This window comes from Dactylosporangium sp. NPDC048998, from assembly GCF_043197855.1.
Taxonomy (GTDB): Bacteria; Actinomycetota; Actinomycetes; order Mycobacteriales; family Micromonosporaceae; genus Dactylosporangium.
The window spans coordinates 51,472-71,602 of sequence record NZ_JBICTV010000005.1; the positions used below are offsets into that span (position 1 = coordinate 51,472).

At 73.1% G+C, this 20,131-nt stretch carries 19 protein-coding genes; 12 read left to right on the forward strand and 7 right to left on the reverse strand.

The annotated features are described in order from the left end of the window. Positions 1-3: 3 nt before the first annotated feature. From ACGFI8_RS13980 to ACGFI8_RS13990, 3 genes are all read right to left on the reverse strand, one after another. A complete protein-coding gene (locus ACGFI8_RS13980; protein WP_392805357.1) occupies positions 4-978 on the reverse strand; it encodes an AAA family ATPase in 975 nt (324 codons plus the stop codon). 30 nt (positions 979-1,008) lie between these two features. Then, positions 1,009-3,591 (reverse strand): fibronectin type III domain-containing protein, encoded by a 2,583-nt coding sequence (locus ACGFI8_RS13985; protein ID WP_392804203.1) that lies wholly within the window; start codon positions 3,589-3,591, stop codon positions 1,009-1,011. Between the two features lie 117 nt (positions 3,592-3,708). Continuing rightward, the gene (locus ACGFI8_RS13990) at positions 3,709-5,019 is read right to left on the reverse strand and encodes a tetratricopeptide repeat protein (RefSeq protein ID WP_392804205.1); all 1,311 of its coding nucleotides are present in this window, start codon (positions 5,017-5,019) and stop codon (positions 3,709-3,711) included. 122 nt (positions 5,020-5,141) lie between these two features. Between ACGFI8_RS13990 and ACGFI8_RS13995 the strand changes: the two genes are divergently transcribed. Further along, positions 5,142-5,831: a TetR/AcrR family transcriptional regulator gene (locus tag ACGFI8_RS13995; RefSeq protein ID WP_392804207.1), complete on the forward strand. Its 690-nt coding sequence runs from the start codon at positions 5,142-5,144 to the stop codon at positions 5,829-5,831. A gap of 150 nt (positions 5,832-5,981) precedes the next feature. Here ACGFI8_RS13995 and ACGFI8_RS14000 read toward each other — a convergent pair whose 3' ends face one another. Both ACGFI8_RS14000 and ACGFI8_RS14005 read right to left on the reverse strand, forming a co-directional pair. Next, a complete protein-coding gene (locus ACGFI8_RS14000; protein WP_392804209.1) occupies positions 5,982-6,851 on the reverse strand; it encodes a helix-turn-helix domain-containing protein in 870 nt (289 codons plus the stop codon). 62 nt (positions 6,852-6,913) lie between these two features. Then, the gene (locus ACGFI8_RS14005; protein WP_392804211.1) at positions 6,914-7,369 is read right to left on the reverse strand and encodes a hemerythrin domain-containing protein; all 456 of its coding nucleotides are present in this window, start codon (positions 7,367-7,369) and stop codon (positions 6,914-6,916) included. 651 nt (positions 7,370-8,020) lie between these two features. Here ACGFI8_RS14005 and ACGFI8_RS14010 point away from each other — a divergent pair. The 10 genes from ACGFI8_RS14010 to ACGFI8_RS14055 all read left to right on the forward strand — a co-directional run bounded on the left by ACGFI8_RS14010 (position 8,021) and on the right by ACGFI8_RS14055 (position 18,105). Continuing rightward, positions 8,021-10,723, forward strand: coding sequence for a nitrate- and nitrite sensing domain-containing protein (locus ACGFI8_RS14010; protein WP_392804213.1), 2,703 nt, complete (start codon positions 8,021-8,023; stop codon positions 10,721-10,723). Positions 10,724-10,780: 57 nt separating this feature from the next. Next, complete coding sequence (locus ACGFI8_RS14015; RefSeq protein ID WP_392804215.1) at positions 10,781-11,173, forward strand: roadblock/LC7 domain-containing protein; 393 nt, start codon at positions 10,781-10,783, stop codon at positions 11,171-11,173. Further along, entirely contained in the window at positions 11,170-11,748 is a 579-nt protein-coding gene (locus tag ACGFI8_RS14020; RefSeq protein WP_392804216.1) for an ATP/GTP-binding protein, read from the forward strand. The genes ACGFI8_RS14015 and ACGFI8_RS14020 overlap by 4 nt, the downstream gene beginning before the upstream one ends. Positions 11,749-11,767: 19 nt before the next feature. Continuing rightward, positions 11,768-12,955 (forward strand): ABC transporter substrate-binding protein, encoded by a 1,188-nt coding sequence (locus ACGFI8_RS14025; RefSeq protein ID WP_392804217.1) that lies wholly within the window; start codon positions 11,768-11,770, stop codon positions 12,953-12,955. 4 nt (positions 12,956-12,959) lie between these two features. Beyond that, positions 12,960-13,826: a branched-chain amino acid ABC transporter permease gene (locus ACGFI8_RS14030; protein ID WP_392804219.1), complete on the forward strand. Its 867-nt coding sequence runs from the start codon at positions 12,960-12,962 to the stop codon at positions 13,824-13,826. Next, entirely contained in the window at positions 13,823-14,878 is a 1,056-nt protein-coding gene (locus ACGFI8_RS14035; RefSeq protein ID WP_392804221.1) for a branched-chain amino acid ABC transporter permease, read from the forward strand. Before ACGFI8_RS14030 ends, ACGFI8_RS14035 begins: the two co-directional genes overlap by 4 nt. Then, positions 14,875-15,576, forward strand: a complete 702-nt coding sequence (locus tag ACGFI8_RS14040; RefSeq protein ID WP_392804223.1) for an ABC transporter ATP-binding protein — start codon at positions 14,875-14,877, stop codon at positions 15,574-15,576. The genes ACGFI8_RS14035 and ACGFI8_RS14040 overlap by 4 nt, the downstream gene beginning before the upstream one ends. Further along, positions 15,573-16,274, forward strand: coding sequence for an ABC transporter ATP-binding protein (locus ACGFI8_RS14045; protein ID WP_392804224.1), 702 nt, complete (start codon positions 15,573-15,575; stop codon positions 16,272-16,274). Before ACGFI8_RS14040 ends, ACGFI8_RS14045 begins: the two co-directional genes overlap by 4 nt. 62 nt (positions 16,275-16,336) lie before the next feature. After that, positions 16,337-17,206 carry a helix-turn-helix domain-containing protein gene (locus ACGFI8_RS14050; protein ID WP_392804226.1) on the forward strand — a complete coding sequence of 290 codons (870 nt, stop codon included), beginning with the start codon at positions 16,337-16,339 and terminating at the stop codon, positions 17,204-17,206. Further along, entirely contained in the window at positions 17,203-18,105 is a 903-nt protein-coding gene (locus ACGFI8_RS14055) for a DMT family transporter (RefSeq protein ID WP_392804228.1), read from the forward strand. The genes ACGFI8_RS14050 and ACGFI8_RS14055 overlap by 4 nt, the downstream gene beginning before the upstream one ends. A gap of 72 nt (positions 18,106-18,177) precedes the next feature. Here ACGFI8_RS14055 and ACGFI8_RS14060 read toward each other — a convergent pair whose 3' ends face one another. Continuing rightward, complete coding sequence (locus ACGFI8_RS14060; protein ID WP_392804230.1) at positions 18,178-18,822, reverse strand: hypothetical protein; 645 nt, start codon at positions 18,820-18,822, stop codon at positions 18,178-18,180. A gap of 164 nt (positions 18,823-18,986) precedes the next feature. Between ACGFI8_RS14060 and ACGFI8_RS14065 the strand changes: the two genes are divergently transcribed. Then, positions 18,987-19,340: a DUF2795 domain-containing protein gene (locus tag ACGFI8_RS14065; protein ID WP_392804232.1), complete on the forward strand. Its 354-nt coding sequence runs from the start codon at positions 18,987-18,989 to the stop codon at positions 19,338-19,340. A 159-nt stretch (positions 19,341-19,499) separates the two neighbouring features. Here the strand turns inward: ACGFI8_RS14065 and ACGFI8_RS14070 are convergent, their stop codons facing one another. After that, complete coding sequence (locus ACGFI8_RS14070) at positions 19,500-20,066, reverse strand: PadR family transcriptional regulator (protein WP_392804233.1); 567 nt, start codon at positions 20,064-20,066, stop codon at positions 19,500-19,502. Between the last annotated feature and the right edge of the window lie 65 nt (positions 20,067-20,131).

A 20,131-nucleotide genomic window follows, 5' to 3' on the forward strand; every position in this document is an offset into this window, starting at 1 on the left:
GGCTCAGGCCGCTACGGGGGACGGCACGGGCACCGCGTCGAGCACCTGGCGTACGACATCGGCCGGCGCCACGCCGCGCACCTGCGCGTCGGGCGAGAGCACCAGCCGATGCGCGAACACCGGCTCCGCGAGGGCCTTGATGTCCTCGGGCACGACGTATCCGCGACCGTCGGTGAGCGCGTAGGCGCTCGCCGCGCGGGTCAGCGCGATCACGCCGCGCGGGCTGACCCCGATGCGGACCTGCGGGTGCGAGCGGGTCGCGTTGCCCAGCCGGACCGCGTATCCCAGCAGCGGATCGGCGATGTGCACGCGCCGGGCCAGCCGCACCAGCTGGGCGACGACCTGCGTGTCGGCGACCGGGTCGAGGGCCTCGGGGGAGCGGGTCACCGCGCCGCGCAGCACCTCGATCTCGACCGCCTCGCTGGGGTAGCCGACCGCGAGCTTCATCAGGAACCGGTCCAGCTGCGCCTCCGGCAGCCGATACGTGCCGTCCATCTCGATCGGGTTCTGGGTCGCGACCACGAGGAAGGGCCGTGGTACCGGGTGCCGCACGCCGTCGACGGTGACGTAGCGCTCCTCCATGACCTCCAGCAGCGCCGACTGCGTCTTGGGCGAGGCCCGGTTGATCTCGTCGGCGATGACGATGTTGGCAAAGACCGGCCCGGGGTGGAACTCGAAGCCGCGGGTCGCCTGGTTGAAGATCGTCACGCCGGTGACGTCGGAGGGCAGCAGGTCGGGCGTGAACTGGATGCGCCGCCATTGGCCCTGCACGCTGGCCGCCATCGCCCGGGCGAGCGTGGTCTTGCCGACGCCCGGCACGTCCTCGAGCAGCACGTGACCCTCGGCCAGCAGCGCGGTCACGGTCAGCCGCACCACCTGGGGCTTGCCCAGCACGATCGACTCGACGTTGCGCGCGAGCCGGCCGACCAGCTCGGCCGCCGCGCCGACCTCCTCAATGTTCGGTGGACTCGTTTCCAGGGACGGTTCAGGCGAGATCACGGTGCTCCATCAGCATGGCTTCAGCGGCCCCGTGCCGCTGGGCAGATTGAACCAGGCGTACGGGATGTAGTTCTCGCCCTGGAACTGGATCTTGATCCACTGCGTGCTCTTCTTGCCGCCGTAGGGCTCGGCGTTGATGCTCACGCTCGTGTTCGTCTGGCAGATGGCGACGTAGCTGTCCGGGGCGAAGACGTCCCCGACCGAGGTGCCGTTCTGCGACGGGGTCTTGTAGACCCAGATGCCGCCGCCCTGGGCGCCGTGGCCGCAGTAGCTGTTGTCGGTGCACACGACGGTGCCCTTGTACACCGGGGTGCTGATCGACCCGCTGTCGCTCGCCGTCATGCCGGCCGTGTTGGTGATCGTCACGGTGTAGCTGTAGGCGGTGCCCGGCCACAGCCCGTTCATCGTCAGCGAGCCCGAGCAGTTGCCCTGCACGCCGCCGACGCCCGCCACGTCGAGCCGGCAGGTGGCCGGCGCGCCGCCGCCGTCGGTGGCGGTGAAGCGGGCCGTGATCGAGTTGAGCGCGGCGGTGTCGGCGCCGTCGTCGACGGTCATCTTCGGCTGGGCGAGGGTGTCCGCGGCTCCGGTGGCGACCGCGCCCTGGCCCGCTTTGTTGATCGCCCGCAGCTGGATCGTGACGTGCTCGGCGTCCTTGAACCCGTCGAACTCGTGGCTGAGCGCGGCGTCGATGCTCATCTTGGTGCCGTTGACCGTCGCCTCGTACCCGGTGATCGGCGCGCCGTTGTCCTGCGGCGCCTTCCACGACGCCACCACCGCGCCGCGCTTGGTGAGCACCGCTTTCACGGTCAGCGAGCCCGGCGCGCCCGGCTTGTTGAACGGCACCACGGACGGGCTCAGCGGCGACTGCTCCGAGCTCGCGCCGATGTCGTTGATCGAGGCCACCTTGAACGCGACCTGCGTGCCGTACGGCAGGTCGCCGGCCGGCACCGTCAGCGACGGCTGCGCGGACTCGTACGTCTTCGACTCCGCGCTGGACACGCTCGTCACGACGTACTTGGCGATCTTGTGGCCCTGCCCGTTCGCGGCCGGCCAGGTCACGGCGACCGTGCCGTCCGGGTTGGCGGTCGCGGCGACGCTCGCCGGCGGGTCGGGCACGTCGCGGGTCGGCACTACCGGATTGGCGGCCTTCTTCGGCCCGTTGCCCTTGGCGTTGACCGCGTAGACGGTGAACTTGTACGTCTGGCCGTTGGTCAGCCCGGTGACGTCCAGCGAGCGCTGGCTGGCCCCCACCTCGTGCGGCGGCTGCCCGTCGCCCTCGACCACGTACTTCGTCACGGCGCTGCCGTTGGGCGGGGCCGCGGTCCACGTCACCCGCGCGGTCGCGTTGCCCGCCACCGCGCTGACCCGGCCCGGCGCGCCCGGCGGGCCGACCGGCGGCTTCGCCGGCGGCGGGGGCGGCGGTGCGGGCGGCGCGTCGCCGCCGAGGACGTCGTTGGCGTACTTGTCGACGGTGGTCACGTGGTTCTTGCTGTCCACGACCCGCGCGGTCGAGCCGCCGGGCGCGTTGATGAACATGCGGTCCTCGCGGACCTCGATCTCCAGCGGCTTGCCGCCGGCCTGGATCCGGATCGGCTCGAGCGCCTTGCCCTGCGCGTCCAGCACGTACACGGTCCCGGTGGCGTCGTCGGCGCAGTAGAGCCGGCCCGACCAGGGCACACACGGCTGCAGCTTCGGGCTGTCGCCGGGCACGGCGAAGTCGCTGACCTTGTCGTCGTTGACGACATACACGTGGCTGCCGTCGACCACGGTGACCGGCACGTCGCCGCCGACCGTGCGCCCGGGCATCGCGCTCTCGCCGTCGAGGTGCAGCGGCACCTTCTTCACGGCGTTGCCGCGCAGCGTGGTCAGGGTCGTGGCGGTCTTGTCGAGCACGGCCACGCCGGAGTCGAGGATCGACAGCGTCAGGTCGTGGCTGGGGTCGGCGACGCCGACCGTCTTCACCTTCACCGGGTCGCCGGCGAACCCGCCGCCCTGGCCGCCGGCCGGGGAGGCCTTCTTCTCCGGGGCGGGCTCGATCGCCACGACCGTGCCCTCGGAGGGCACCAGCAGCCACAGCCGGCCGCCGTCGTCGAACGTGCCGCCGGAGATGCCCGGCGGGAAGCTCAGGATCTCGCCGACCGGCAGCAGCGTCGCCGGGTCGAGCTGGCGGACCTGGCCCTGCACGGTGTCGACGATGAACGCCGTGTCGTCGTGCACCGCCACGGTCACGCCCAGGCCCGGCGTCGACTGCGTGGTCGCGCCGAGGCTGAGGCTGGACAGGTCCAGCACGCTGATCTTGCCGGTGTTGAGGTCCCGCAGGATGACGAACCGGTCGCTCTGGCTCACCTCCATCGTGTGGCCCTGCGCGTCGGTGATCTTCGTGCGCGTGTCGACCTTGCCGGTGACCCCGTTGACCCGGGCGAGCTCGCCCTTGTCGGTGCTCCACAGCCAGGCACTCACATCGAAGCTCGCCACCGCGTGGTTGGCCGATCCGTTGCCGAACAACGTCAGCCCGAGCACCGCGACCAGGGCCACGACGGTGCCGAGCGTCACCAGCCCGCCGCTCTTGCGCGAGCGCAGGTTCAGCCGCATTGCATCACCATCCCGGCCCCCTCCCCGAAACCGGCGCCCATCATATTCCCGTCGATGTGTGGTGGATACCCGCAGGTGCGCTCGGTGTCCTCGTTGTTACGCGGGGTGGCGCGGCGCTCATTTGCGCGTCGTGCACGCCAGGTCGGAGAGCTGAACGTCCTGCGTGCCGTAGATCGCGGCGACGGTGAAGCAGTACTCGAGCTTCGGGTTCAGGCCGCTGATGGTGACCCGCGTGCTGCCCGCCGGGAGGCCCTGCAGCTCGCGCATCGCGCCCTGCGCCCCGCCGGCCACCACGAACGGCACGCTGCCCTGGCTCGGGTCCTTCCACGTCAGCGTGACGCTGGTCCTTTCGTCCTTGAGCTTCAGGCCGCCCGGGGCCCGCGGGTTGCCGGCCGGTCCGGCGCTCGGCGCCGTGGACGGCGGGGCGGACGAGGGCGGCGCGGACGGCGCCGGCGGCGGCGCGGCGGTCTCGTCCGCGCTCGCCGCGAAGAACGCCGCGGCCGCGGCGATTCCGCCGCCGAGCACCGCGACGGCGACGATGACGAGGATGGTGACCAGCGGCGAGCGGCGCCGCCGGGGCGCGCCGCCGGCCGGCAGCGGCGGTGCGGTCGCCGACGTCGGCGCCGGGGCGGCCTGCCACGACGGGCCGGGCATCGGCTCGTAGTCGGCGCGCTGCAGCACCCCGGGCGCGACCCGCTGCCACGGCGCCGGCTGGTAGTCGTCCTGGTCCGGCTGGTCCGGCGGCTCCTCGCCGGTCTCCACGGGATATCCGGACGCCTGGACGGTCTGCGGCGACAACGGCGGCCGGTCCGCGTCTTGTGGCTCCGGCCGGAAGATCGGCCGCTCCTCGGCGGGCGGCGCGGACACCGGCTGCGGCGGGAGCGGTGGCTGCGGCGGGAGCGGCGGGGCCGGCCGGATGGCGGCGTGCGACGGCGGGGGCGGCGTCACCGGGTCGAACGTCGGCGGCGGGGGCTGCGGCACGTGCACCGCGCCCTCCGGCTCGGGCAGGCCCAGGTACTGCCGGGCCGCGCGCACGCTCGGGTGCCCGTCGCCGAGCGCCTGCGGACCGAGCTTGACCAACTGGCCGTAGCGCCGCTTGGCCTCGAACACGTTGCCGAGCTCGTCGGCGATCCGGGCCAGCTCGTACGACAGGCCGAGCATCACCGCGTGCCCGTCGCCGAGCCGGTGGTGGCCGGCGGCCAGCCCCTCCTCGAGCACCCGGCGCGCGTCGCCGAGGTCGCCGAGCTCGACGTGGTATCGCGCCAGCTGGCCCATCGCGGCCAGCACGTCAGGATCGTCCGGCCCGAGCGTCGAGGCCGCGGCGGCGAGCGCCCGGCCGAGCAGCGCCAGCGCTCCCCGTTTGTCCCCCTGGGCGGCGATTGCCCGGGCACCTTGCACGGCGTTGGCCAACCGGGGGGACGAGGACACGCGGATACTGTGCCCTGTCCACCTCCCGGGCGCCACCCGGTGACGGGCGGACATTCCGTGACCGGGCCGTGACCGCCGTGCTTCGCCAGGCCGGGTTCGGTCTCCCGATCGATAATTGGCGGATGGCGAAAGAATCGCTGAGCCCGCTGCCCGGCGCGCGGGAGGGCCGCGATCCGTCCCGGGCCATCAAGCGCGGCCCCAGCCGCGTGCCGCCCGAGGTCGTCGCGGCCAACCAGCGCGAGCGGCTCTTCGACGCGCTCGTGCACACGGTGGCCGAGAAGGGGTACGCCAACGCGACGGTCAGCGACATCTGCCGGGCCGCCGGCGTGACCCGCCCGGCCTTCTACGCCCTCTTCGCCGGCAAGGACGACGCGCTCATCGCGACCTACCGGCACGGCACCGACCTGCTGCTCAAGCTCATGGAGGACGCCTACCGCGCCGAGGCCCGTTGGCGCGACGGCGCCCGGGCCGCGCTCCGCGTGATGCTGCAGGTGCTGGCCGAGCTGCCGGCCTTCGCCACGATGGCGGTCGTGGAGATCGACGCCGCCGGCCCGCACGGGCGCGGGGAGCGGGCCCGGCTGCTGCGCCGGTTCGACCGCTTCTTCGCCGAGGCCCCGCGCGGTGCCGACCTGCCGATGCCGGAGGAGCTCGTGGAGACGATCATCGGCGGGATCTACGCGACGGTGTACCGCTACGTCGCCGCGGGCAAGGTCGACCGGCTCCCGGCGCTGTTGCCGACGCTGTCGTACTTCACGCTGGTGCCCTTCGTCGGGCCCGAGGAGGCGGCGCTGGAGCTGGGCACGCGCGGATAAATCCGGCCACTCCGCGGCCAGATTTATCCGATATTTCGTGTAAGTCAGTTTGGGCGGCATCTGTCGACGGATACGCCGCTGCCCGAATTTGTTCGCCATGCATGGAAAACCCAGCGCATCGCCGTAGCCCGCGCTTCCGCGGCAGCGAGGTCAGGCGGTGCGCGGGGTCAACCGGCCGGGCAGGGCCGAGCGCTGGTGCGGCACCCGCGGCGCGGGGGAGCGGTGCAGCGCGGCCCGGAACGTGCCGGGCGACTGGCCCGTCTCGCGGGCGAAGAAGCGGCCGAAGTTCGTCGGCTCCTCGAAGCCCAGCTGCCGCCCCACGTCGGCGGCCGGCAGCCCGCTCGTGGCCAGCAGGCGCTTGGCCTCCAGCGCCACCCGCTCGTCGATGAGCTGCTTGGCGCTGCGGCCGGTGACCGCGAGGCTGGCCCTGGTGAGCGTCCGCACGGAGCAGCGCAGCTGGTCGGCGTAGTCCTCGACGCGCCGATGCCGCACCTCGCGCTCCAGTTCGGCGCGCAGCAGGCCGATGAGCAGGTCGGCCGGCCCGCGCCGGGGTGCGGGCGCCAGCGCCGCGATGCGCATGAGCAGCACCGCCACCGAGTGGGCCAGCAGCGTCTCGCCGAACGGGGTGCCGCCGTAGCGGACCTGGTCGACGCCGATCTGCGCGATCTCGGCGACGATGGCATCCTCGTCCTCGCCCGCGGGCTGCCAGCACGCCGCCGCCAACGGGTCGGCGACGAGCTCCGGCAGCGGCAGCTCGGGCAGGATGGCCGGCGAGAACGTCAGCACGGTCGCGTCGAAGCCGGCCTGCCCGCCGAACTGGTGCACCTGGCCCGGGCGGCCCCACAGCAGGGTGCCGGGGCGGCAGGCGTACGTCACGAAGTCCAGCGCGTGCGTGCCCTGCCCGGCGCTGACCAGGATCACGACGTGGTCCACCGTCCGCACGGTGGAGCGCCCGACCGGCAGGTCGCTGAGTCGCGCCGCGCCGACGGGATCACCGGTAAGGCCGCCGAAACTGACCATGACCAGCTCGACTGTACCGAAGGCGGGCCAATCGGCAACCGCTGGAACGGCCGGCACCGGGCCTACACCCGGATGCCCGCCACCGCCAGCTCGGCGATGCGGACCTCCTCGAACGCGGCGCCCACCTGCGCGAGCCGCTCCTCGCTCAGCGCCTCGCGCAGCAGGGGCAGCAGCTCGTCCTCCTCGTGCTCCACGTGCCGCGCGACAGTCGCGATGAAGTCCTCGAGGCGGTCGTCGAAGCTCGGCCCCTGGGGCGAGATGCGCTGCAGGTCGTGCAGCAGCCGCTCGGCCTCGTGGTGCTCATCGGCGCTGGTGCGGACCTCCTCGCGGGCGTGCGCGTCGAGGCCGGCCAGCACGGGGTACACCTTCTGCTCCTCCGCGTGGCTGTGCGCGGTGAGGCGGGCGGCGCACTCGTCCAGCAGCAGCTGGCGGTCGCCGTGGCGGGAGCGCAGGCGCTCGAAGAGCTGCTCCATGATCCGGTGGTCGTTCATGATGAGTGTGACGGCGTCGGAAGCCATGGTTTCCTCCTAGGTGCGTCCCTTCCACGGTCCCGCGTCGCGGGGAGCGGCGCGGCCGAATGACGAAACGGATCGCCCGGGGTTCGCCGGGAGTGCGCTCGATGGTCGTGGTGGCCGGCGCCGCGGCCGGGATCGCCCCAACCCTTGCGGACGAATGCCCTGATCCGGACCAGTTTGCCGAGTCCACCGCGGTGCCGGCCCGGCTCGGCTTCGGCGGCCGCCCGTGCACCGGACCTCGGGTAGTTGGCGCGGGCGGCTGAGGTATTTGCCATAGCCTGAACATTGTCGGAAGGAGATATTTTTTCCGGACAATGGGTGACCGGTCGTAATCTTTACGCTCCATTCCGTGTTGTTACAGCAACGTAAAGTTCGCGTCGCGTCAAAGTTTCCAGCATCGGGAGATGTCAGTCGAAAATCCCGCGAGTACAGCCGTTTGGGTCCGTACGGGTTGGCTGACAACTGGGCGAACGGATGAGTGGGAAACAGGCGATCGTCGCTGGATCACGTACGTCGGTATTGACACGGATCGGCCGAGCTGTGATTGTGCACAACGTCGATGCGAGAGCCGGGACATTCGGTGTCAAGAGCACCTGCCGGCTCGGTCCGCGTCCGACGCGCATTGTCAATCTCGGATGCCTGCGGGGACTTTTCGTGACCCAAAGCCAGAGCTCGCTGCCCGTGCCCGCCCAACGGCAGGGTCGCGACCCGCGGCAGAGCCCCGAGCGCCGGCCTACTCGCCACACCGCCGCGCTCGCCCGTCGCGAGCAGCCGCCGCCCCCGCCGCGCCGCGGCGGACAGGAGCGGCGCGGGCAACGCGCCGGCCGGCGCATCGTCGACCAGCTCCGCCTCATCGTCGCCGTCCCGCTCGTCGCCGTCGTCGTCTTCGCCGGCGTCGCGTTCGTCTCCACCATCCAGGAGGTGAACCGGGCGCGCACCCTGCAGGACCTCGCCGCGCTCGCCACCAACGCCGGTGGCCTCGCCCACGCGCTGCAGCGCGAGCGGGCCGCCGCCGTCAACGTCGTGCTCAGGGACGACCCGACGCTGACGGACGCCTTCCAGCAGCAGGCGATGCTGACCGACGACGCGGCACACGTCTACCAGCAGCGCCGCCACAGCCTCTCCGGCGGCGGCGACTCGGAGACGCTCTCGCGCATCGACACCGGTGTCAACGCCCTCGCCGGGCTGCGCGAGCAGGTCCGCAACGACAAGCGGGCCTCGGTGTCCGCCATCGCGTTCAGCTACCGCATCGTCATCGCCGACCTGCTGGCCTACCGCGAGTCGGTGGCCCGCTCCGGCGCCCCGACCGACCTCGCCGACGAGATCCGCGCCGCGGCCGCGCTCTCCCGCGCCGCCGAGGCCGTCGGCCAGCAGCAGGCCGCCGTGCTGCGGGCGATCGCCGCCGGGGAGCTCACGCCCGCGCTGCAGCAGGAGATCACCGCGACCCGCACGAGCTTCATCGAGGCGACGGTCTCGTTCAACCTGCTCGCCCCGGCGGAGTGGCGCACCTGGTACGAGCAGGCGGGCATGGGCGACCAGGTCGTCGCCGCGCAGCGCCTGCAGGACCAGGTCGGGCGCACCGCGACCGGCTCGCCGATCGCGCTGGACTCGGCCGGCTGGATCAACGCGATGTCCGGCTGGGAGGGCCTGCTGTATCAGGTCGAGCAGCAGGTCGACGAGAGCGTCGAGCAGTCCGTCGCCGTGGTCCACGACGACCAGATGACCCAAGCCGCGCTGCAGACCGCCGGAGTGGCGGTCGTGCTGCTCGTCGCGATCGTGCTCACCGGTTTCGTCGCCCGGCGCCTCACCCGGCGGCTGCGGTACCTGCAGGACGCCGCCCGGACCGTCGCCTACGAGCAGCTGCCCTCCGTCGTGGCGGAGCTGCGCGCCGCCGCGCCCGGCACGGTCGACCCCGACGAGGTCGCCGACCGGGCGTCCTCGACCCTGGTGGTCGCCGGTTCCGACGAGGTCGCGGACGTGGCCCAGGCCTTCCGGGCGGTTCACCGCGAGGCGGTCCGGATCGCCGGTGAGCAGGCCGTCATGCGCTCCAACGTCGCCGAGATCTTCGTCCACCTGTCCCGCCGCGAGCAGCGACTGGTCGACGCGGTCCTGGCCCAGGTCGACAAGGTCGAGCGGGACGAGACCGACCCCGACCGGCTGCAGGACCTGTACCAGCTGGACCACCTGGCCACCCGGATGGCCCGGATCAACCTGAGCCTGCTGGTGCTGGGCGGCTCCGGCGCCGCCCGCGTGCGGCGCGAGGACGCGCCGCTGGGCAAGGTCCTGCAGGCCGCCATCTCCCAGATCGAGCACTACGTGCGGGTCCGCTTCGGCAGCGTCGACGACGACGTGGCGGTCGTCGCCGAAGCGGTCGACGAGATCGTGCACCTGCTCGCCGAGCTGCTGGACAACGCGACCGGGTACTCGCCGCCGGAGTCGGAGGTCTGGGTCACCGGCCGGGCGCTGGGCGACCGGGTCATCGTGCAGATCGTGGACACCGGCGTCGGCCTGTCCGCGGCGCGGCGGGAACAGCTCAACGAGCTGCTGGCGCACCCGCCCGCGATCGACATCGCCGCCGTGCGCGCCATGGGTCTCACCGTGGTCGGGCACATCGCCGCGCGGTACCACATCGGGGTCCAGCTGCGCGCCGGCCAGCACACCGGGACGCTGGCCGAGATCGTCATCCCGAAGGACGTGTTCCGGCCGATCATGGCCTCGGAGCGAGGGCCGCAGCTGCCGGTGACGGTCACCGCCGAGCACGCCGGCAACGGCGCCCGCCCGGCCAACGACCTGTTCACGCCGCAGCGGCCCGCCGAGCCCAGCCTGTTCGAGGTGCCGGCGCAGCAGTGGCCGACGCAGGAGCTGTCGACGGTATCGCCGGGGCAGCCCGCCTATCAGGCCCAGGCGGCCTATCCGGCCCAGCCCGCCCACCAGGCGGCCCCGCCCGGGCCCGGCATGTGGCCGCCGCTGCCCGAGCCGGAGGTGCCGGCGATCCTGGCCGCGGCCGCCACCGACGACGCGATCGAACTGCCGATCTTCCAGTCGGTCAACGGCTGGTTCCGGACCGAGACGCCGCCCGGCCTCGAGACGAGCAACGAGGCGACGAACTGGGAGTCCGGCGCCGACGCCGGATGGCAGGCCGCTGCCGCGGCCGCCACGCCGGAGGTGAGTTCCACGACCTCCGTGGGCCTGCCGGTCCGCGCGGCAGGGCGCCACCTCGTGCCGGGCGCGGCCGAGCCGGCCACCCGGCCCGGCGTTCCTGTCCAGACGAGCGCGCCGAAGCGCGATCCCTCGCGGGTCGCCGCGGCCATGTCGGCGTACGCACGCGGCGTCGCGAACCGACGCCCGCAAGGCTGAGCCTGGCTTGGGGGGAACCGTTGGATGTACCTGCAACAGCTGGAGAGGACCACGTCTGTGACCGACCCGAGTAATCTCGGTTGGCTGCTGGATAGCTTCGCGAGCCGCACCCCCGATGTCAGCCATGCGCTGGCGATCTCGACCGACGGCCTCGTGCTGGCCCACACCCGGGCGTTGCCCCGGGACCGGGCCGACCAGCTCGCCGCCACCGGTAGTGGTCTCGTCGCGCTCCTCGCCGGCGCCGCCCGCTTCTTCGACGCCGGCCAGGTCATCTCCAACGTGACCCAGCTTGACGGCGGTTTCATGTTCTGCATGGCGTTCAGCGACGGCGCGTCGATGCTCGTGCTGGCCTCGCCCAACGCCGACGTCGGCAAGGTCTCGTACGAGATGACCGAGCTGGCCAACCGCATCGGTGACGCGCTGACCCCGGCCGTACGGGGCCCGGCGTGACCGATCCGTACCGGCGTGGGCGCCCGACCGCAGTCAAGATCATCATTGCGGGCGGCTTCGGTGCGGGCAAGACCACACTCGTCGGCGCGATCTCCGAGATCCCGCCGGTGACGACCGAGGCCGTGATGACCGCCGCCAGCCTCGAGCACGACGACGCCACCCTGGTGCCGAACAAGGGCAGCACCACGGTGGCGATGGACTTCGGCCGCATCACGCTCTACTCCGACCTCGTCCTGTACCTCTTCGGCACCCCGGGCCAGAAGCGGTTCTGGTTCATGTGGGACGAGTTGTGCCGGGGCGCGATCGGCGCGGTCGTCATCGCCGACACCCGGCGCCTGGCGGACTGCTTCGGCGCCATCGACTACTTCGAGAACCGCCGCCTGCCCTACGTCGTCGCCGTCAACAATTTCGAAGGCGCGGCGCGTTACCACATCGAGGACATCCGCGACGCGCTGGCCGTTCACCGCAGCGTCCCGATGCTCGACGCCGACGTTCGGTCGAGGGCGTCGGCCAAGGAGATCCTCGTCGCCGTGACCGAGCACGCCCTCGCGCAGCGCGCCGGCGCTCGCCGATAAAACCCCCTCAAGGAGAACAATGTCCCTGCAACGACGTTTGGTCAGCATCGCGCTGGCCACCGGCCTGGTGCTCGCGGGCGCCGGGTGCGCCAAGGACGACGCGAAGTCCGACAGCGCCGGTGCGGCGTCCACCCTCAAGATCGGTTTCCTCGGCTCGCTGAGCGGCACCTACCAGGCGGTCGGCACCGACCTGAAGAAGGGTCTCGACCTCTACCTCAAGTTGCACGACAACAAGCTCGGCGGGCACCCGATCGACCTCAAGGTCGGTGACGAGGGCGACGGCGCGCAGACCGCGGTCCCGGCCGCGACCAAGCTCATCAAGGACGAGGGCGTCGTCGCCGTGACCGGCATCGTCGGCGGTGGCTCCGTCGCCGCCGTGGCGCCGCTGCTGAGCGAGGCGAAGATCCCGCTGATCGGCTCCAACGGCCGCCCCGAGCTCAAGGACTTCAGCGGCGTGTGGACGACGAGCTTCATGTCCTCCGACCCGGGCCAGGGTATCGCCCAGTACATCAAGGACAAGGTCGACGGCCCGGTCTTCGCGATCGGCCCGGACTACCAGGGTGGCTACGACGAGGTCGGCGGCTTCACCAACGAGTTCACCAAGATCGGCGGCACGCTGGCCAACCCCAACGGCAAGACGCTGTGGACGCCGTTCCCGCAGACGGCCAACTTCCTGCCGTACTTCAGCCAGATCAAGTCCAGCGGCGCCAAGGCGGTCTACACGTTCTACGCCGGTAAGGCCGCGATCGACTTCGTGAAGCAGTACAAGCAGTCCGACGTGAAGGACCTCCCGCTGTACGGCGCGTTCATCACCGAGGGCTCGGTGCTGCAGGCCGAGGGCGACGCCGCCAAGGACGTCTTCACCGTCTGCAACTACTCGCCCGACCTCGACAACGAGGAGAACCGCAAGTTCGTCGCCGCGTGGCGCCAGGCCTACCCGGACGCGACCCCGACCACGTACGCGATGGCGTCCTACGACGCCGCGGCCGTGCTCGACCGGGCCATCGGCGCGGCCGGGGCCAACCCGACCGCGCAGTCGATCAACGAGCAGATCGCCAAGCTGGGCCAGATCTCCAGCCCGCGCGGGCAGTGGCAGTTCGGCAAGAACCACGCGCCCATCCAGAAGTGGTACCTGCGTCAGGTCCGCAGCGACGGCCGCGCGCTGGCCAACGTGCTGGTGCAGGACCTCGCGACGGTCGGCGCCTAGTCCGTTGGACGACTACCTGATCCCGGCGGTCGACGGCGTGGCCTACGGCCTGTTGCTGTTCGTCGTCGCCGCCGGGCTCACCCTCGCCTTCGGCGTGGGTGACGTGCTCAACCTGGCGCACGGGACGCTGTACGCGTTCGGTGCGTATGCCGCCGCTGAGATCAGCGACGGCAGCTGGGGCTCGCTCGCGCTCGCGGCGCTCGTCGGCGCCGCGACCGCGGGGGCCGGCGGCGCGCTGCTGTCGGTCATGCTCGTGCCGCTCGGCGGCCGCGGGCACCTCGCGCAGGCGCTGCTCACGTTCGGCGTCGCGCTGGTGGCCGGCGACCGGCTCATCGCGCTGTTCGGCAAGGACGACCTCGGCGTGACCGTGCCGGCCGCGCTCGACCGGACCGTACACCTGGCCGGGCACAGCTACCCGGGGTACCGGCTGGCGCTGATCGGCGTCGCCGCGCTCATCGCCGCCGGGCTCGCGCTGCTGGTGGCCCGGACCCGGGTCGGCGGCCTGGTGCGCGCCACCGTCGACGACCGGGACATGGTCGCCATGCTCGGCGTCTCCCCGTTCGCGGTGCGCACCGGCGTCCTTGCCGGCGCGGGCGCCCTGGCCGGCCTCGCCGGCGCGCTCGGCGCCCCGATCATCGGCCCGGGCCCGCGCACCGCCGACACGGTACTGATGCTGTCGCTCGTCGTGGTGGTGCTCGGCGGCATGGGCTCGATCGTCGGCGCCCTCGTGGCGGCCATCGCGGTCGGCGAGATCCAGACCGTCGGCGTCGCCAACTTCCCGACCGTTGCCCCGTTCGCGCTCTTCGGCGCGATGGCGATCGCGCTCGCCGCGCGGGCCCGGGGCCTGCTGCCGTCGGGGCGATCCGCATGAAATGGATCCTGTACGTCGCGACGGCGGCCCTGCTGGCGCTGCTGGTCTCGTTCGCGTGGACGCTGAACGAGTACGCGAACCAGATGCTCGCCCGGATCCTCATCGTGGGCCTGCTCGCGGTGAGCGTCGCGCTCCTGACCGGCGTGGCCGGCCTGCCCACGCTGGGCCAGACCGCGCCGTATCTGGTCGGCGCGTACACCACCGCCATCCTCGTGCGCAACGACGTCGATCTCGGTATCGTGCAGCTGCTCTGCGCGGCCGCGGCCGGCGCGCTCTTCGCGCTGCTCACCGCGCCGCTCGTGGTGTACGCCCGCGGTGTCGTGGTCCTTATGATCACCCTCGCGCTCGGCGAGCTGACCATGACGGTCGCCGGGCGCTGGAAGTCCGTCACCCACGGCACCGACGGCATGCTCGCGCTCGGCAAGGTGGTACCGCTGCCGGGCCTGGCCGCCCTGGACACGGACGGCGCGGTGTACCTCTACACCCTCGCCGTGGTGACCGTCATCGTCGTCGCGCTGCTGTTCGCGCTGCGCTCGCCCGCGGGCGCCCTGCTGCGGGCCACCCGCGACGACGCGCGCCGGATGCGGGCCAGCGGGCACCCGGTCGCCGGATACCTCACGGCCGCCTACGTCGTCGCGGGCGCCCTGGCCGGCGTGGCCGGCGCCCTGCTGGTGACCGTGCAGTCGTACATCTCCCCGAGCGACGGCGGCTTCGACGTGGCCGCGCTGATCCTCCTGGCGGTCGTCATCGGCGGCGCCACGTCCATGGTCGGCGCCCTGGTCGGCGCGGGCCTGGTGGTGGCCACCCGGGACTGGCTGGCGGGCGCCGGCCACGCGCCGCTGCTGCTGGGCTGCCTGTTCATCATCTGCGTGTACCTGCTGCCCAACGGCCTGCTCGGCGACCGCGCGGCGCTGTCGGCGCTGTCCCGGCTCCGCCCGCGCCGGCCCGCGCCGCCGCCCGCGGCACCTCCGCCCCGCGGCGCGCCCGACGACGCGGCCACCGTCTCCCGGCAGAGCTCCGAGCAGATCTCCGAGCAGGGGGCGGCGCGATGATCCTGCGAGTGGAGGGCCTCGGCCGCCGCTACGGCGACCTGGCCGCCCTCGACGGCGTCGGCCTGCAGCTCGCGCCCGGCGAGCGGCGGGCCCTGATCGGCCCGAACGGCGCCGGCAAGACGACGCTGCTCAGCCTCGTCGCCGGCGCGCTGCGCCCGACCGCCGGGCGGATCCATTTCGCCGGGCGCGACGTCACCCGACTGTCCCCGGCCCGCCGGGCGCGGCTGGGCATCGGCCGTACCCACCAGCACCCGGCCGTCTGGCCGACGCTGTCCGCCCTCGACAACGTGCTCGTCGCGGCCCGCCGGCCGTGGGGCCGGCTGCGCGCGGGCGCCCGCGACCGCCTCGCCGCGGTCGGTCTCGCCGACCTGGCTGGCGTGAAGGCCGGCGCGCTGTCGCACGGCCAGCGCCGGCAGCTGGAGCTCGCGATGGCGCTGGCCGGCGAGCCGTCGCTGCTGCTGCTCGACGAGCCGGCCGCGGGCCTCGCCCCGCCGGAGGTCGAACTGCTGGCCGGGCTGCTCGCCGAACTGCCGGACGGGGTCGCCGTGCTGCTGGTGGAGCACCACCTGGACCTGGTGTACGGGTTCGCCGACCACGTGACGGTGCTGCACTCCGGCCGCCACGTCCACACCGGCACGGTGGCCGAGACGCGGCGCTCGCCCGAGGTCGCCGCCGCCTACGCGGGGGTGAAGCCATGACGCTCACGGTGGAGGGGCTGCAGGCCGGCTACGGCGGCGGGACGGTGCTGCACGGCGTCGACCTCACGGTGCCGGCCGGCACGGCCCTGGCCGTGCTGGGGCGCAACGGGGCCGGCAAGACCACGCTCGTGCACACCGTCTGCGGGCTGCTCCGGCCCAAGGGCGGCAGCGTCCGCCTCGACGGCGAGGAGCTCGCGGGGCGGCCCGCGCACCGGGTGGCCCGCGCCGGGGTGGCGCTGGTGCCGCAGGGCCGGCGGGTGTTCCCGAGCCTGACCGTCGCCGAGCACCTGCGGCTGTCACGGCGACGGGGGGAGTGGACGGTACCGCGCGTCCTGGAGCTCCTGCCCCGCCTCGGCGAGCGCCGGCGCAACCGTGGCGACCAGCTCTCCGGCGGCGAGGCGCAGATGCTCGCCATCGCCCGGGCGTTGCTGACCCAGCCGCGGCTGCTGCTGCTCGACGAGCCGTGCGAGGGGCTGGCGGTCGGCCTGGCCGAGCGGGTCCGCGCGGTCGTCGCCGAGCTGGCCCGCGGCGGGCTCACCGTGCTGCTCGTGGAGCAGCAGCCGGAGCACGCCCTGGCCGTGGCGGACCGGGTCGCCCTGCTCGCCGACGGGGTCGTCGCCGCCACGCACACCGCGGACGAGCTGCGCGCCGACCCGTCGCTGACCGACCACGTGCTGCGGGTCGCCGCCCACGCCTGATGCGCCGCCCGTGACCTGGTAGACGTTTTCGGCGAGGCTCCCGCCGGGCTAGGTTGGGGCACATGGGCGAGTCGGCGGAGTGGACGCGGTTCGACGACGGCCGCCACGCTCTGGACCTGCTGACCGCGAGCTACCGGCGGCACCAGTTCACCCGGCACAGCCACGCCACCTACGCGATCGGCGTCGTCACCTGCGGCGAGGAGCAGTTCCACTACCGCGGCGAGCTGCGCCGGGCCGGCGTGGGCAGCCTCGCCATCCTCGAGCCGGGCGAGCCGCACGACGGCATGGCCGCGGGCCCCGAGGGCTGGGCCTACCGGGTGCTGTACCCCACCGAGGCCATGCTCTTCGACGGCCACACCGAGCGCGCCGGGTTTCACGAGCCGATCGTCGAGGACCCGCACACCGTGCACCTGATCCGCACCGCGCACGAGGAGCTCACCGCCGGCCTCGACCCGCTCGCCGCGCACTCCCGGCTCGTCTGGGCGTTCGAGGCCGTGATCCAGCGGCACGGCGCGCGCACGCGGTCACCGGGCGCCGCGAGCCTGCGGCCCGGCGCCCCGCGCGCCTCCGACGCCGCGGCCGCGCGCAAGGTTGCCGAGATCCGCGACCGGCTGCTGGCCGACCTGCGGTGCGCCCCGAGCCTGCGCGAGCTCGCCGCCGGCGTGGAGCTGTCCCCGTTTCACCTGCTGCGCGTGTTCCGCGAGGCGACTGGCTTCCCGCCGCACGCCTGGCTGGTGCTCGAGCGGGTCTGCCACGCCCGGCACCTGCTCGCCGCGGGCCGCACCCCGGCCGAGGTGGCCGGCGCCGTCGGCTTCGCCGACCAGGCCCACCTGACCCGCTGGTTCAAGCGGGTGACGGGCGTCACCCCGGCCGCATTCCGCAACAGCGTTCAAGACGCCGCCCGCCAGCCGGCCGTGAAATCGGGGGCATGAGTCGTCGTGGCTGGATCCTCTTCGGCGCCATGTGCGTGGTGTGGGGGATCCCCTATCTGCTGATCAAGGTCGCGGTTCGCGAGATCGGCCCCGCCGAGCTGGTCTTCCTGCGCACCGCCATGGGCGCCGTCCTGCTGCTGCCGATCGCCCTCGCCCGCCGCGAGCTACGCGCGTCGCTGCGCCCCTGGCTGCCGCTGCTCGTGTACACCGTCGTGGAGATCGGCCTGCCCTGGCTGCTGCTCTCCGACGCCGAACGGCACGTCGACAGCTCCTTCACCGGCCTGGTCATCGCCGGCGTACCGCTCGTCGCCGCCGTCCTGGCCCGGCTGACCAACCGCGACGAGCGGCTCACCGCCGGCCGCGTCGGCGGCCTGCTGATCGGCTTCGCCGGCGTCGCCGTGCTGCTGGGCTTCCACGCGGGCGCCGGCGGCCTCACTGCGATGCTCGAGCTCGGCGGGGTCGTCGTGTGCTACGCCATCGGCCCGCTCATCATCGAGCGCTGGCTGTCCGACGTGCCCCGCTACGGCGTCGCGGCCGCGTCCCTGGTGGTCGGCGCGCTGATGTTCGCCCCGGTCGCGGTGCCCGGCCTGCCGGACCTGGCCCGGCACGTGACCCTGCGCCCGGCGCTGGCCGCGCTCGCCCTGGCCGTCATCTGCACGGCGCTGGCGTTCGTGCTGTTCTTCGCGCTCATCGCCGAGGTCGGCGGGGTGCGCGCCACGGTCATCACGTTCGTCAACCCGGCGGTCGCGGTGCTGCTCGGCGCGCTCGTGCTCGGCGAGGACGTGACACCCCTGACCGGCGTGGCGTTCGCCCTGATCCTGGCGGGCTCGGTCCTCTCGACACGGCGCCGGGCCCCGGCCCCGGAGCCCGCCCCGGCGGAACCGGTGGCCGCGGGATGATGCGACGGATAAGTCCGGACACTTCGTGATCCGGACTTATCCGACTTATACCTTGTTTCGGTTATGTCGGCGTCACCAGTCCTTCATCCAGGGCAGCCGGGCGTCGAGCCAGTCCTTGAGGCGCGCGACCTGGTCGGTGTGGCTGTCGAGCCAGCTGACCTGCCCGGTCATCGCGAGGATGGCGAAGACGACGGCCGTACCGCTGAACAGCACGCCCAGCGTCCCCAGCCCGCGCCCGGCCACGTTGGGCCGCACGCCGGCGATGATGCCGCCGAACGAGAACAGCAGGCCGAGCGCGCCGACGGCGATCGCCCACGGCGCGAGCAGCCCGGTCAGCGCGACCGCGACGCCGGCGACGCCGAGCATTAGGCCGCACGTCGCGAGCAGGCTGACCCGGGCGGGCGCCTGGCGGACCGGCGCCGGCCGGGTGACCGCCTCGGCGTCCGGCTTCGTGACGGGCGGCGCGGGCGGGCTGATCGGCTCGCGGTCGATGGTGGGGCGCATGGCGGTCGCGCCGCGGTCACCGGCACCGTCGCGGTCGCGGGCAGCGATCCGCTCGGTTCGTTCGCCGCTCCCGTCGCGCTTGCGGTCGGCCGTCCGCTCGGTTCGTTTCCCGTCACGGTCACGGTTGCGGTCGGCCGTCCGCTCGGTCTTGTCGCCGTCGCCGTCGCGATCGGTCACGCCGCGACCGCCGAACAGCTGCCCGATGCGTGCCACTGTGTGCTCACCTCCTGCGAATCGCCCGGGCCGGCACGCCGGGGGGTTCGGAGTGCGGTGTATCGGGCTGATGGCCAACTGCCTACCCAGGCGCGTGGGTTCTCAATCGGAGGGTGAGCCGTTTGGGGGAGCTTTGGTCGGGTACCTCCGCTTTCATGGATGTCATGCAGCGAGGAAACACCAAGCACGGGGCGGTCCTTGACGACCGGCTGCGGCGCGAGGCGGAGCTGGAGGCCCGTCAGGTCGACCTGGGTGGCGAGGGCGCGCGCCCGGGCGGCGCGCCGCTCGGCATGACCGCCGACGAGGTGGACGCGCGCAGCAACCTGGGCCGGTACATCCCGAAGGCGAGCCTGCCGGGCGACCGCGACGACCTCATCGCCGGCGCGTCCGAGATGAACGCGCCGGACGAGGTGCTGGATGCCCTGGAGGCGCTCCCGGAGCGCGTGGTGTTCGAGACCGTCAACCAGGTCTGGGCGGCGCTGGGCGGCCGGAACGAGGATCCGGCGCGGCGGCCGTAGCCTGCCCCGGGCCGGCCTCGGTCCCGGGCGGCGCCGGCGGCGGCGCCGGGCGAATGGTCCACCAACGCATGGCGGGTTCCTTCTGCGCGGCCGGTCCCGGGGCCGCACGCCCCGGGACCGCGTCTGTGGATTTCGAGTCGCCGATCCTTTGCTCGGCCGTCAGTCGGCCAGGATGGCGTACAGCTTCCGGCGGGTCTCGCTCAGCACCTCGAGCGCCTGTGCGCGCTGCTCGCTCGTGCCGTTGAAACCGACCTGCCGCAGCGCGTCCATGATCCCGAACGCGGCGTCGCGGAACTCCTGCGCCTGCGAGACGTTCTCGTCGCCGTACTCCTGCCAGGGCGCGTTCTGCGCCGCGGCCTCGGCCTCGGGCCGTCCGGTCTCGGTGAGCACGAACCGCTTGCGCCCCCCGCTCTCCTCGGCGGCGATGAGCCCCTCGTCCTCGAGCATCTGCAGGGTCGGGTAAACCGACCCGGGGCTGGGCCGCCAGATGCCGCCCGTGCGCTGCTCGATCTCCTGGATCATCTCGTAGCCGTGCATGGGCCGCTCGTGCAGCAGCGCGAGAACGGCCTGGCGCACGTTCGGCCGGCCGCCGCGGGAGCGCCCCCGGCCGGGCCCGTGCCCGTGATGACCCCAGCCGCGCCCGCCCCCGGGCGGAAACGGCGGGATGAAGCTGCCGAACCCGCGTTGCCACGCCCCGGCGTCGAAGAACCCCTGTCGCGACCTCATGATCGCATCCCCCATTCGTCGAACCATCGTTTGATAGTTCGACGATATATCGGGAACCTATCGCC

Bases quoted from the DNA above. Each gene is read 5' to 3' on its own strand.
- ACGFI8_RS13985 (WP_392804203.1), bottom strand. From the start codon at position 3,591: ATGCGGCTGAACCTGCGCTCGCGCAAGAGCGGCGGGCTGGTGACGCTC.
- ACGFI8_RS13995 (WP_392804207.1), top strand. From the start codon at position 5,142: ATGGCGAAAGAATCGCTGAGCCCGCTGCCCGGCGCGCGGGAGGGCCGC.
- ACGFI8_RS14000 (WP_392804209.1), bottom strand. From the start codon at position 6,851: ATGGTCAGTTTCGGCGGCCTTACCGGTGATCCCGTCGGCGCGGCGCGA.
- ACGFI8_RS14005 (WP_392804211.1), bottom strand. From the start codon at position 7,369: ATGGCTTCCGACGCCGTCACACTCATCATGAACGACCACCGGATCATG.
- ACGFI8_RS14025 (WP_392804217.1), top strand. From the start codon at position 11,768: ATGTCCCTGCAACGACGTTTGGTCAGCATCGCGCTGGCCACCGGCCTG.
- ACGFI8_RS14035 (WP_392804221.1), top strand. From the start codon at position 13,823: ATGAAATGGATCCTGTACGTCGCGACGGCGGCCCTGCTGGCGCTGCTG.
- ACGFI8_RS14040 (WP_392804223.1), top strand. From the start codon at position 14,875: ATGATCCTGCGAGTGGAGGGCCTCGGCCGCCGCTACGGCGACCTGGCC.
- ACGFI8_RS14045 (WP_392804224.1), top strand. From the start codon at position 15,573: ATGACGCTCACGGTGGAGGGGCTGCAGGCCGGCTACGGCGGCGGGACG.
- ACGFI8_RS14050 (WP_392804226.1), top strand. From the start codon at position 16,337: ATGGGCGAGTCGGCGGAGTGGACGCGGTTCGACGACGGCCGCCACGCT.
- ACGFI8_RS14055 (WP_392804228.1), top strand. From the start codon at position 17,203: ATGAGTCGTCGTGGCTGGATCCTCTTCGGCGCCATGTGCGTGGTGTGG.
- ACGFI8_RS14065 (WP_392804232.1), top strand. From the start codon at position 18,987: ATGCAGCGAGGAAACACCAAGCACGGGGCGGTCCTTGACGACCGGCTG.
- ACGFI8_RS14070 (WP_392804233.1), bottom strand. From the start codon at position 20,066: ATGAGGTCGCGACAGGGGTTCTTCGACGCCGGGGCGTGGCAACGCGGG.